Here is a 12,255-nt window from a genome sequence, read left to right on the forward strand (position 1 = left end):
CCCAGTGGCGAAGGCGAAGTTCGAGCGGACTAAGCCCCACGTCAACATCGGCACCATCGGTCACATCGACCACGGTAAGACGACCCTCACGGCCGCCATTACCAAGGTGCTGCACGACGCGTACCCCGACCTGAACGAGGCCTCGGCCTTCGACCAGATCGACAAGGCTCCTGAGGAGCGCCAGCGCGGTATCACGATCTCCATCGCGCACGTCGAGTACCAGACGGAGACGCGTCACTACGCCCACGTCGACTGCCCCGGTCACGCGGACTACATCAAGAACATGATCACGGGTGCGGCGCAGATGGACGGCGCCATCCTCGTTGTCGCCGCGACGGACGGCCCGATGCCGCAGACCAAGGAGCACGTGCTCCTGGCCCGCCAGGTCGGCGTTCCGTACATCGTCGTCGCCCTGAACAAGGCCGACATGGTGGACGACGAGGAGATCCTGGAGCTCGTCGAGCTCGAGGTCCGTGAGCTCCTCTCCGAGTACGAGTTCCCGGGCGACGACCTGCCGGTCGTCAAGGTCTCGGCGCTCAAGGCGCTCGAGGGCGACAAGGAGTGGGGCCAGACGGTCCTGGACCTGATGGCCGCCGTCGACGAGTCGATCCCGACCCCCGAGCGTGACGTCGACAAGCCGTTCCTCATGCCCGTCGAGGACGTCTTCACGATCACCGGTCGCGGTACGGTCGTCACCGGCCGTATCGAGCGTGGTGTCCTGAAGGTCAACGAGACCGTTGACATCATCGGCATCAAGCAGGAGAAGACCACCACCACGGTCACCGGCATCGAGATGTTCCGCAAGCTGCTCGACGAGGGCCAGGCCGGTGAGAACGTCGGTCTGCTGCTTCGTGGCATCAAGCGCGAGGACGTCGAGCGCGGCCAGGTCATCATCAAGCCCGGTTCGGTCACGCCGCACACCGAGTTCGAGGCCCAGGCCTACATCCTGTCCAAGGACGAGGGTGGCCGCCACACGCCGTTCTTCAACAACTACCGTCCGCAGTTCTACTTCCGTACGACTGACGTGACCGGTGTTGTGACCCTCCCCGAGGGCACGGAGATGGTCATGCCGGGTGACAACACCGAGATGAAGGTGGAGCTCATCCAGCCCGTCGCCATGGAAGAGGGCCTGAAGTTCGCCATCCGTGAGGGTGGCCGGACCGTGGGCGCCGGCCAGGTCACCAAGATCAACAAGTAAGTCTTGTTGGCTTGAACGCCTGGTAGCTCACAGAGCACCTTGAAGGGGCCCGTACGACTTCGGTCGTACGGGCCCTTTCGCGTTTCCTACGCGGGCTCGGGCTGCGGGCCGAGGGCCATGACGGCCAGGGTGACGGCGCGGGTGAGGACCCCGCCGAGCAGGGCGGTCAGGAAACTGTCGACATGCAGGCCGGAGTCCATCAGCCCGCTGAGCCAGGAGACGAGCAGCCATACGAGGGTGTCCTGGACGACGCCGATCGCGGTGAGGATCAGCAGCATGACCGCGGGCGCGCTGCGGATGGCGCTGGGATATGTGTGGATCAGCTGGTTGACGACGAGGAAGACGACGCCGGCCAGCATCGTCTGCCAGAACGGGCCGTCGGCGACCGCGGAGATCCCGGGGTGCAGGGCCGCGGCGAGGCCTACGCCGAGCTAGGTGCCGAGGACGCGTCTTCGCATGTACATGGGCGTGATCTTCGAGGTGCCCCGCGGTCTGAGACAAGGGCCGCGTCACTGGATGTTGCGCAGCGGGGGATGGTCGTACGACATCTCGCAGACGTAGAGCTGCAGGGCGTGGTCCCGGCCGATGTTCAGGTGGGTGGGACGGGCCGAGCCGGTGTCGTCGAGCGGGAACCAGCTGCGGCTGCCGCCGTCGCACTCCCAGCCGTCGATGGTGAGCAGGGGCCGCACCGCCGAGCCGCACTCCTCGCAGGCCATCGGGAAGGGGTCCGTATAGCTCCACGGGGCGTGCCCGCCGACCTTGCAGCCCGGGGCGACGGCGAGGTCGTACTGGTAGACCGTGCCGTGCTCCTCCGCCCACTCCTCGACCCGGTCCGCCAGCTCCTCGGGCAGCTCGTGCGGGGCGGGGTATTCGGTGACGGGCTCCGGGTGCAGGACGCAGGGCTCGGGGAGGAAGCGGTCCTCGCCGATCACCGACGGCCGCGGGGCCGCCCCGTCGTCCAGGGCGTCGACGACGTCGACGGCCGTCCGCCAACGCAGTTCCGGGCGGGGCATCCAGCCCTCGTGGTCGAAGGGGCACCACAGGAGTTGCAGGACGTCGGTGCCGGGCGGGCGGGGGAGTCCGGGGACGTCACGGGCGTAGAGCTGGGCGACGGGGATCAGGGGGACGGGGCCGTCCTGAGATATCCGGCGAGTGGTTGAGGCCCGGTCGACGACGGTGCGTTCCTCCGGGGTGAGGAAGTCTGCGCCCTCGGCACGCGGCCGGCTGTGGGCCTCGGCGAGGATGCGGCGGCGTAGACGGATGTCGTCGGGGGTGTGGCCGAGGTGGGCGGGGCCGTGGTGCTCGGGGCAGGTGGGCCAGGGCTCGTCCGCCGGCCAGAGCAGGGGGCCGCCGATGGAGCTGTCGGTGGTGGCGGGGGCGCCGGCGCGGGGGTGCAGGCGGACGGTCGTACGGGCCAGCGGGATCAGCTCCGGGAAGGCGGCCGTCACGTCGAGGGGGCGGGGCGGGGTGGTGCGGGTCATGGGGCCGAGGTTATGGCCGAACGGCGCCCGGGAGCAGGGGAGTTGTCGGTGGCCGCCGGTCGAGTCGGACCCGAGGCGGGGTGCGTACCGTACAAGTCGCTCATGGCTGTGGATCCGGGCCGGGATGCCCGGAGGGGAGAGGGAAGGACTCGCTCGATGATCCTGACGATCAACGTGGCGGTTCTGCTGGCCGTCGTCATCGTCCTGCGTCTGCGTCGGCGCACCGAGGCCCGGAGCCGGGCCGACGAGAGACTGACCGTGGCCCTTGTGCTGGTGTTCGGGGTGCTCATCGCTCCGACAGCGTTCGGCCGGGGGATCCTGGACGTCGTGGGGCAGGTCGTGGAGGGGGCCTCGGGGGTGGGGGAACCGTGAGCCCGCCTGTCTAGGGTGGCCGCATGAGGCGTGCGCGCTGGATCTTCGGGCCGCTCGGCGGGGTCGTGGTGGCCGGGGCCGTGAACGCCACCGGCACGGGGGAGCTCGCCGACGTCTCGGTGGGGGAGTTCCTGGCGCGGCGGCGAGACGACTTCGAGCGGCTCATGGACGGGATCCGGTTGGTCTGCCGGTTCGACGACGCGGCCATGGGGATCGCCGACGGGATGGGCTGGTTCGGGGAGTACGAGGTCGACGCGGCGCATCTGGCGCTGCACTCCGGGTACCTCGCGGCCACCCCGGAGTTCCTGGACCGGCTCGACCAGCCGGCCGCCGTCCGGCGGATGTGCCGTATGGCGGCGGATCTCCAGCTGACCGAGTTCCTGGGGGCCCTGATCGGCGTCGCCGTCCAGGCGGAGGCGGAGACGGACACGGAGGCCGGGCAGGGCGACGCGGCACGGATCGTCGACGTCCTCGCGATCGCGTGCGACCTCGCGGACCCGACGGGCGGCACCGCCCCGGCGCAGGTCTTCCGGATGTGGCGGGTCGCGCAACTGCCGGGAATCCTCGACCCGCGGTCACACACGCCGCCGTACCTGAAGGCCGGGTTCCGGGCGCACGACGAGGCCCTGGAGACGCTGCTCCTCGGAGGCGCGTGACCGATGGGGGTTCCGTGACGGCCGGACCGACGCCGTGGGGCGCGCCGGCGAGGGTTCGGGCAACTCCGTGTCCGGGTGGGGAGGAATGTTCTTGTCTGTGCGCTGTGGGGCGGTTGTGGCGCCGTAGCGTGAGCCGTCCTTCGGCCGCCCCCGAGGCGGGTTCCCCGACGACGATGAGCAGAGTGCGGATGCGCGGCGCGGACAGCCGACCGACGATTCCGATGCGTACGGCGGTGCGCGGGGTACAGCAGCCGCTCCCGCCGCTCGTCGTGACCGAGGCGCCGCCAGAGACCTGCCCCCCGGGGCCCGGAAACGTCCCGACCGCCGCCTCCACGCCATGGACGGTCTCCGCCTCGTCGCCGCCCTGATGGTGGTCGTGCTTCTTCACCGTGTTCCTGCTGGTGATGGTCGCGATCGCGCTCGCGGCGGCTGATCCGGTGCGGGGGAAGCTGGTGACGGCGGGGGCGGTGACGTATCCGCTCTATCTCATGCACTGAGTCGCCGGACGACGGTGATCAATCGGCTCCAGGATGCCGTGGACGCCCGGGTGCTGGTCGTGGTGGTGATCGGCGGGTTTGTGCTGCTCAGTTGGGTGGTCCATCGGTTGGTGGAGCGGCTGGTGGCGAGGGTGTCGAAGCGGGGGTTGGACACGTCGTTCACGCGGTTGTCGGAATGCGTGGCAGGCGGGCTGAGTCCGTTCACAGGCTGGGTTTTTTCTCGAACGGCCGTACCAGGTAAGTTCACGTGTGCATACGGTTGTTGACGGTGCGCGTGCGACGGGGGTTGCGGTATGGCGGGGCATCGGCCGGCGGATTGGCACGTCCTCGACTTGGACAAGGATCCGACGCCGGGGGATCCGGACCGGGTCCGGAGTCTGGCCAGGACGCTGCATGACTTCGCCGACGACGTCTCCGACGCGCTCCGCCTCGTGAAGGGCATGTCGGACGAGGACACCCTGCTGCAGTGGGCCGGCAAGTCGGCGGAGGTCTTCAAGGACGAGTTCGGCGGGGTTCCGAAGAACCTGAAGAAGCTGAAGAAGTCCTACGAGTTGTGCGGGAACGCGCTCGCGGATTTCTGGCCGAAGCTGGAGCGTGCCCAGGCCCTTGCTGACAAGGCGCTCGCCAAGGCGCGTGAGGCGCAGGCGAATCTGTCCTCGGCCAAATCCCGTCTTTCCTCGGCCGATTCGTGGGTGACCCGGGCGAGCAAGGAAGCCGACAAGTACAAGGACGATCCCACCGGCAGCAAGTCCGATGCGGACAAGCCCGACGAGTCCAAGGTCAGGGCCGCCACCCGGGATGCCCAGCACGCCAAGTCCGCGCAGAGCAGCGCCCAGTCGGACGTCGACAGTGCGCAGGATGCCCTGGACGCGGCGAAGAAGATGGCCGCCGACGCCCGCAAGATGCGTGAGGACGCCGCCCGCGAGGCCAAGACGAAGATCGACGAGGCTTCCGACGCCGGGATCCAGAACCGGTCCTGGTGGGAAGAGGTCGGGGACTGGTTCACCGACAACTGGGACAACATCGTCACCGTCTGCAAGGTCGTCGTCGCGGTCGTCGGTATCGTCGCGATGATCATCGGTGGTCCGATCCTCGGCGCGATCCTGCTGATCGCGGCGCTCGTGGTGCTCGCGGACACGCTCTACAAATACTCCAAGGGCCAAGCCGGCTTGATGGACGTCGCCTTCGCCGCGCTGGACTGCATACCCGGCGGCAAGGGCATCACCACACTCGGTGGGCTCGCCAAGGGCGCGAAGTCGCTGGGCAAAGCCGGGCTCAAGGGTATGGCCAAGGGGCTCAGGAACGGACTGCGTCGGGAGGCCGACGACGCTCTGTCCAAGAGCAAGCCCATGGAGGGCCGTTGCAAGAACGGCGATCCCATCGACATGGTCTCCGGCGAGATGCTCATGGAGCACACCGATGTCGAGCTGCCCGGCCTGCTTCCGTTGATTCTGCGGCGTACCCATGTGTCGACCTATGCCTCGGGACAATGGTTCGGCCCCTCTTGGGCGTCGACGTTGGACGAACGCCTGGAACTCGACGGTGAGGGGGTTCTCTTCGCCGCGGAGGACGGGATGGTGCTCGTCTACTCCGTCCCGGCACCGGGTACCTCGGTCCTGCCTCTCGAGGGGCCGCGCCGCCCCCTCGACTGGGACGGCGGGCCGGGCGCTCCGCTGCGGATCACGGATCCCCTCACGGGGTGGACGCGACACTTCGCGGCACCGCAGGAGCAGCCCGTCGGCGCGGAGGCCTTCACGCTGCCTCTCGTTGCTCTGTCCGACCGCAACGGCCATCACATCGTGATCGACCGGGATGCGCACGGCACCCCCACCGGCGTACGTCACTCCGGCGGATATCACCTACACGTCGACACCGAAGGCGAGCGCATCACGCGACTGCGCCTGCGTGATCCCGATGCCGGCCCCGAGGGCGTCACTCTCGTCCGCTTCGGCTACAGCCCCGACGGCAATCTCTCGGAGATCTACAACTCGAGCGGTCTGCCGTACCGGCTGACCTACGACGACCGGGAACGCATCACCTCGTGGACGGACCGCAACGGGTCCTGGTACCGCTACGCCTACGACGAGCACGACCGTTGCGTACGAGGCGAAGGAGCCGACGGCTTCCTCAGCTGCACCATCAGGTACGACACGGACGCTCGCGAGACGCGGTACACCAACTCGCTCGGTCACAGCACGCTCCACCGTTACAACGACCTGCTCCAGCGAACGGAATTCATCGACGCGCTGGGCCGCACGATCCGGACCGAATGGAATCGGTACAACCAACTGGTCTGCCGCACCGACGCGTTGGGCCGCACCACCACGTTCGAGTACGACGCACGTGGCAACCTCGTCACCATCGTCCGTCCCGACGGACACCGGACCACCGCGGAGTACGACGAACTTGATCTGCCGACCCGGGTGGTCGAGGCCGATGGAGCCGTCTGGCAGCAGACGTTCGACGAACGGGGCAACCGCCTGAGGATCGTCGACCCGGCGGGTAACCCACGCCACTACAGCTACGACGAGCAGGGGCGCCCCACAGCGGTGACCGACGCACTCGGCCACGTGATCCGTACCGAGTGCAACGCGGCGGGGCTCTCGGTCGGGGAGACCGACGCCCTCGGTCACACGACCACAGCCGAACGCGATGCGTTCGGCCGCATCATCAGGGTCGTCAACGCGGCGGGCGGCGTGGAGCACATGGGCTGGACCGTCGAGGGAGCGCCGGCGTGGCGTATCGCCGCCGACGGCAGCCGGGAGAGCTGGGAGTGGGACGGGGAGGGCAACCCCGTCGCGCACGTCGACAGGACCGGCAGCCGATCCGCCGTCACGACGGGACACTTCCACCAGCCCAGCAGCCGCGTCGACCGCTCCGGCATCGAGTACCGCTTCACCTACGACACCGAGGTGAACCTCACCCGAGTGACAAACCCGCAGGGCCGGAGCTGGGAGTACGTCTACGACGCGACCAACCGCCTGTGCTCCGAAACGGACTTCGAGGGACGCACGCTCACCTACAGCTATGACGAGGCGGGCCGCCTGATCGCCCGCACCAATGGCTCGGGCGAGGAGATCGTCTTCGTCCGGGACGTGCTGGGCCGAGCGGTCGAACAGCGCACAGGCGATCACGAGACGCGCTTCACCTACGACCCCGCGGGACGTCTGCTGCGGGCCGTGAGCCCCGAGAGCACGCTGGAGAGCTCCTACAACGCCGCCGGGCGCCTGGTGCGGGAGGTCCTCGACGGCGCCGAGACGACCTACGCCTACGACGTCCTCGGGCGCCGTACCGAGCGCCGCACCCCCAGCGGGACGGTCTCGACCTGGACGTACGACGCCGCAGGGCGCCCGGCGTCGCTGGATGCGGCAGGGCACACGGTGACCTTCGCCTACGACGCCCTGGGGAGGGAGCTGTCCCGGGCGTTCGGAGCCTTCGCGACGCTCACCCAGGCATGGGACGCCATGGGCCGCCTGACCGGACAGCAGGTACGCGGCACCCACGGGTCCGACGAGACCCTTCTCCAGGAGCGGTCGTACGCCTACCGTCCGGACGGCCTGCTGTCGGAGATCACCGAACTCACCACAGGTCGGCGCACGTTCGACCTCGACCCGGCTGGACGTGTCACGGCGGTCCGCGCCCATAGCTGGACCGAGAGTTATGCGTACGACGTCCTCGGCAACGTCCGTGAGTCGACCGGGCCCTCCGTCGGCGATGGGCCGACGGTGCGTGAATACACAGGTACGAGGCTTGTGCGGTCCGGCCGGACGACGTACGAGTACGACGGGCAGGGGCGCCCCGTCCGGACGGTGAAGCGGCTGCTCAACGGGCAGAAGCGGGTCGCCTCCTTCGCCTGGGACGCACAGGACCGGCTCACGGCGACCGTCACGCCGGAGGGCGACCGGTGGCGGTACCGGTACGACCCCACCGGCCGCCGCTCGGCCAAGGCGCGGCTGGGCCCCGGCGGCGAGGTGATCGAGGAGACCCGGTTCACCTGGGACGGCACCCGGGTCGCCGAACAGGTCACCAAGGATGGTGGGGCGACGGCCTGGGACTACTTCTCCGGCACTCATCGCCCGCTGACACAGATCCACCGGGATGCCGACGGGGTCCGGTTCCACGGGGTCGTGACGGACACGGTGGGAACACCGACCGAACTCGTCGACACCTCGGGAGAGCTGGCCTGGCACCGGCGGACGGAGCTGTGGGGGAGGGAACGGGCGCAGGACTCATCCGCAGGGATGTCGGACACGACGGTGGATTGCCCGCTGCGGTTCCCGGGACAGTACGCCGACGCCGAGACCGGCCTGCACTACAACTACGCGCGCTACTACGACCCGGACAACGCCCGCTACTTCACCCCCGACCCGCTGGGCATCGCTCCGCAGCCGAATCACTACGGGTACGTTCCTCACCCCTTCTCGTTCATCGACCCGCTCGGTCTGGAGCGGATGCGCGGTGCGGGGGGCCGGTGGGTGCGGGATCCGGACGCTCCGGAAACGCGGCACAACCGTTCCTCGGAATACCCGCACGGCTACGACATCGAGACGCACGAGGACATGGTCACGCGCTTCACGGACGAGGGGCGGGCCGCGGGCGGATGGCCGCTCGACGCGAGCGGCAACCGGATTCCCAGGGACCAGCTCACCTGGCGCAACAACGCGGGCGAAATCATTCCCGGGGATTCCGACATCCTCACCTACGACCACAAACCGCGTGTGGTCGAGCACTGGAATGAAACGGGATATAACACCGATTATGCGGAGCGCTCGACTTGGTACAATGACACGACTGATATGGAGCCGATGACCAGGGCCGACAACGGCCGTGATGGCCAGCGTGCTCCGAATTACCGCCAGGACACCGGCCCGAACTATTCGTGCAGAGGCGCTTAAAGGGAGGAAGACATGGATCCGGCTGCCGTCGTGGCGGGTTTTCCGGGGGTTGAGGAGTTTCCAGGAATCTCCGATGCCTGGCACTGGTCGCCCGTCCAGGGGCTGGACTTCGCTGCGGCCCTGAGTGCGGACGGTCGACACCTCTTCCAGGTGAACGCCCGTGACACGTACGACGAAGACCTCGTGCGTGCGCTGCTCGTGACCGCACGTGAGAACAGCTCCCGGCTGCTGGCCGACGGCACGCTGCTCGGCGTGCTGCCCGGATTCAGTCACCCCGGCCGGGATTTTGACGTCGTCGCGGCGGCACGTCCCGGCGTGCATCGGTATCACGAGGTGCAGCAGCCCGAACTTCAGCAGGTCACATGGGCCGTGTTTCCCGGATATGCGTGTGAATTCGCGAGCTCGGACCGTTATTCCCTCGAAGATGCCCGGGAGAGTTTCATCAGGTTCCTCTCCCCGGCCGACCTCGGCCGAAAGTCTGTGCCCTTCCTCAGGCTTTGGTACGACAACACGGTGACCAAGGGCGGGACGAACGGACCGGACGGAATTCTCGCACTACCGAAGACACTGCAGCGGGAGATCAAGCTGCTCGAGGGCGCTCCGGGAAGTTTCGTCCGGTTCGAGAACTTCCGCGGGCAGATCTTCCGGGCCGAATGGGACGCGGAACGAACGTGGACCCTGCTGGAGGAGTCCGAGAGCGCCGCACCGCGTCCGGTCGAACTCGCCGACCTGCTGGCCTTCGCGGAGAAGTCCCTGCATGACTGAGCCACGACTACGTGTCTCGGACGAGGACGGCGAAACCTGGGACGACCCGTCCGAGGACCAGATCCAACGGCTCTACGCAGGGCTCAACCTGCGCCGCCGGTTCCTGGTCCTGGACCGGCTCGACGTACCGGAGGCCGAAGTCGGCCGGCACTACCTGCAGCTCGCGCTCAACGACGACCTCACCATGGTGATCGAGTACCGGCAGGGGAGCGCCGCAACGCACTATCGTGCCGACGTGCCCTTGCCGTCGGACCAGGGAGGCGAGGAGATCGCCCTCCCGGTTCTGCTCGGTTGGGCGTCCGGTCGCCCGGGGTGGAGCGAGGGGCTGTCCTGGGTGCGGTGGGACACGGCACGGGAGTGCCCGTGGGGTGCGTAGGACACCGCCGGGGTCTCCTCGCCGTGTATCGACCGCTGCCGAGCATGACCGAGTTCCGGACCCTCTCCCTGGACGAGTACGCCCCGCCGCGGGCTGATCCGCCGGCTGCGCACCGGGGCGCCGGAAGACCTGCCGGAGCCGTTCGGAGCCGAGTGGGTCCAGGAGCTCCGGTCTTCAGCAGTCGCGTCGCCGGGCTGCTGGCGGATGACCTGTCGGCGTTCGAGGACCGGCGCAGGTCCACGCAGTCGACGACCTTCTCCACGAGGTGGAGGACATACTCGGGCTCGTCTGTCCGAGATGGACACCCGGGACGCCTGCGGTGAGGACCTGACCCGCGCGGTGCTCTCCTTCGCGCGCGAGGATGAGCGGGGAGCTGCTCCAGGAAGGTCGGCCTCTCGTCTCCGTCGAGGGATTCAGCGCACCGGGCCACGCCTTCGACACCGCCGCCGCAACCTGAAGATGCGCTACGACAATCCCCGCATCGGGTGTGGGAGCGCGAACGCGAACCTCCACGCCGCCACGTGAGACCTCCCGGCGTACGGGCCCTGATCAAGACCGCAAAGAGCTGGTCCTGCGGCGAGGGAAGTGCGAAACCGCAGGGAATCGCCCGACCGGGAAGCCGCCCGCGTTTGACCTGCGTCACTCTCGGGGTATTGTCTCCGGCTCGATTGGCCAGTCGCCTGCCCCATATGGCAGACTGTCCGAGTTGCTCGGTCGAGTGTTGATGCTGCGCGCCTCCCGCCGGGAGGACCGGAAGCGAGTCCCACAGTACTCGTCGCCCTAACTGCCTTGTGGCAGCGCTGGGGCGGACGTACGGGAATCTTTCGGGAAGCAAGGTACGGCACAGGCCAGGCACCCGGTGGACCTTTCGTCCTCGGCTTGCGGTTCCGGAAGGGCCGTGCTCCCAGACAAGGAGTGCTCGAACAAGGGGCCTCTGTGTCAGTACGAGCGCGACACACCCGACCGCGTGGGTCGGAGAGCGGAAGACAGGAACACCGGGTTCCAGAGCGTTAAACGAGACAAAGGACTACTGAGTAGCCATGGCGGGACAGAAGATCCGCATCCGGCTCAAGGCCTACGACCACGAGGTCATCGACAGCTCGGCGAAGAAGATCGTCGAGACGGTGACGCGTACTGGTGCGTCGGTCGCGGGCCCGGTGCCGCTGCCCACTGAGAAGAACGTGTACTGCGTCATCAAGTCGCCGCACAAGTACAAGGACTCGCGCGAGCACTTCGAGATGCGCACGCACAAGCGCCTGATCGACATTCTCGACCCGACGCCCAAGACCGTTGACTCTTTGATGCGACTCGACCTCCCGGCCGGTGTCGACATCGAGATCAAGCTCTAGGGATCGGTGATCTGAGAATGGCTAAGCAGATCAAGGGCATCCTGGGCGAGAAGCTCGGCATGACGCAGGTGTGGGACGAGAACAACCGCGTTGTTCCCGTCACCGTCGTCAAGGCCGGCCCCAATGTCGTCACCCAGGTCCGCACGAACGACGTCGACGGCTACGAGTCCGTCCAGATCGCGTTCGGCGAGATCGACCCGCGCAAGGTGAACAAGCCCCTCAAGGGCCACTTCGCCAAGGCCGACGTCACTCCCCGCCGCCACCTCGTCGAGATCCGTACCGCTGACGCCAGCGAGTACACCCTCGGCCAGGAGATCACCGCTGAGGTGTTCGAGGCCGGCATCAAGGTCGACGTGACCGGCAAGAGCAAGGGCAAGGGCTTCGCCGGTGTCATGAAGCGTCACAACTTCAAGGGCCTCGGCGCCGGACACGGCACCCAGCGCAAGCACCGCTCGCCCGGTTCCATCGGTGGCTGCGCCACCCCGGGCCGCGTGTTCAAGGGCCTCCGCATGGCGGGTCGCATGGGCAACGAGCGGGTCACCACCCAGAACCTGACCGTCCACGCCGTTGACGCGGAGAAGGGTCTGCTGCTCATCAAGGGCGCTGTCCCCGGTCCGAACGGCGGCCTCGTCCTGGTCCGCACCGCGGCCAAGGGGGCCTGAGGTA

Annotated in this window: 10 protein-coding genes; 8 read left to right on the forward strand and 2 right to left on the reverse strand. The window is 68.0% G+C overall.

Going from position 1 to position 12,255, the window contains the following annotated elements:
- Positions 1-4: 4 nt before the first annotated feature.
- Entirely contained in the window at positions 5-1,198 is a 1,194-nt protein-coding gene (gene tuf / locus OG381_RS27850; RefSeq protein WP_307027081.1) for an elongation factor Tu, read from the forward strand.
- Between the two features lie 86 nt (positions 1,199-1,284).
- On the opposite strand, the gene OG381_RS27855 is transcribed toward tuf, so the two are convergent.
- Positions 1,285-1,557: a hypothetical protein gene (locus tag OG381_RS27855; protein ID WP_327718810.1), complete on the reverse strand. Its 273-nt coding sequence runs from the start codon at positions 1,555-1,557 to the stop codon at positions 1,285-1,287.
- A 150-nt stretch (positions 1,558-1,707) separates the two neighbouring features.
- Entirely contained in the window at positions 1,708-2,679 is a 972-nt protein-coding gene (locus OG381_RS27860) for a hypothetical protein (RefSeq protein WP_327718811.1), read from the reverse strand.
- 156 nt (positions 2,680-2,835) lie between these two features.
- Between OG381_RS27860 and OG381_RS27865 the strand changes: the two genes are divergently transcribed.
- From OG381_RS27865 to rplC, 7 genes are all read left to right on the forward strand, one after another.
- Positions 2,836-3,051: a hypothetical protein gene (locus tag OG381_RS27865; RefSeq protein ID WP_307027075.1), complete on the forward strand. Its 216-nt coding sequence runs from the start codon at positions 2,836-2,838 to the stop codon at positions 3,049-3,051.
- Between the two features lie 23 nt (positions 3,052-3,074).
- The gene (locus OG381_RS27870) at positions 3,075-3,707 is read left to right on the forward strand and encodes a hypothetical protein (protein WP_327718813.1); all 633 of its coding nucleotides are present in this window, start codon (positions 3,075-3,077) and stop codon (positions 3,705-3,707) included.
- Positions 3,708-4,536: 829 nt separating this feature from the next.
- On the forward strand, positions 4,537-9,099 hold the full coding sequence (locus tag OG381_RS27875) for a DUF6531 domain-containing protein (RefSeq protein ID WP_327718814.1): 4,563 nt from the start codon (positions 4,537-4,539) through the stop codon (positions 9,097-9,099).
- A 12-nt stretch (positions 9,100-9,111) separates the two neighbouring features.
- Entirely contained in the window at positions 9,112-9,864 is a 753-nt protein-coding gene (locus tag OG381_RS27880; protein WP_327718815.1) for a hypothetical protein, read from the forward strand.
- The gene (locus tag OG381_RS27885; protein ID WP_327718816.1) at positions 9,857-10,240 is read left to right on the forward strand and encodes a hypothetical protein; all 384 of its coding nucleotides are present in this window, start codon (positions 9,857-9,859) and stop codon (positions 10,238-10,240) included. Before OG381_RS27880 ends, OG381_RS27885 begins: the two co-directional genes overlap by 8 nt.
- Before the next feature lie 1,040 nt (positions 10,241-11,280).
- Entirely contained in the window at positions 11,281-11,589 is a 309-nt protein-coding gene (gene rpsJ, locus OG381_RS27890; protein WP_003948644.1) for a 30S ribosomal protein S10, read from the forward strand.
- A 17-nt stretch (positions 11,590-11,606) separates the two neighbouring features.
- Entirely contained in the window at positions 11,607-12,251 is a 645-nt protein-coding gene (gene rplC / locus OG381_RS27895) for a 50S ribosomal protein L3 (protein ID WP_020135811.1), read from the forward strand.
- Positions 12,252-12,255 lie beyond the last annotated feature (4 nt).

This window comes from Streptomyces sp. NBC_00490, from assembly GCF_036013645.1.
Classification (GTDB): domain Bacteria; phylum Actinomycetota; class Actinomycetes; order Streptomycetales; family Streptomycetaceae; genus Streptomyces; species Streptomyces canus_F.

Excerpts from the sequence above, each read along its gene's own strand:
- OG381_RS27855 (WP_327718810.1), bottom strand. The coding sequence starts at position 1,557 with ATGCTGGCCGGCGTCGTCTTCCTCGTCGTCAACCAGCTGATCCACACA.
- OG381_RS27865 (WP_307027075.1), top strand. The coding sequence starts at position 2,836 with ATGATCCTGACGATCAACGTGGCGGTTCTGCTGGCCGTCGTCATCGTC.
- OG381_RS27870 (WP_327718813.1), top strand. The coding sequence starts at position 3,075 with ATGAGGCGTGCGCGCTGGATCTTCGGGCCGCTCGGCGGGGTCGTGGTG.
- OG381_RS27860 (WP_327718811.1), bottom strand. The coding sequence starts at position 2,679 with ATGACCCGCACCACCCCGCCCCGCCCCCTCGACGTGACGGCCGCCTTC.
- rplC (WP_020135811.1), top strand. The coding sequence starts at position 11,607 with ATGGCTAAGCAGATCAAGGGCATCCTGGGCGAGAAGCTCGGCATGACG.
- OG381_RS27885 (WP_327718816.1), top strand. The coding sequence starts at position 9,857 with ATGACTGAGCCACGACTACGTGTCTCGGACGAGGACGGCGAAACCTGG.
- OG381_RS27880 (WP_327718815.1), top strand. The coding sequence starts at position 9,112 with ATGGATCCGGCTGCCGTCGTGGCGGGTTTTCCGGGGGTTGAGGAGTTT.
- rpsJ (WP_003948644.1), top strand. The coding sequence starts at position 11,281 with ATGGCGGGACAGAAGATCCGCATCCGGCTCAAGGCCTACGACCACGAG.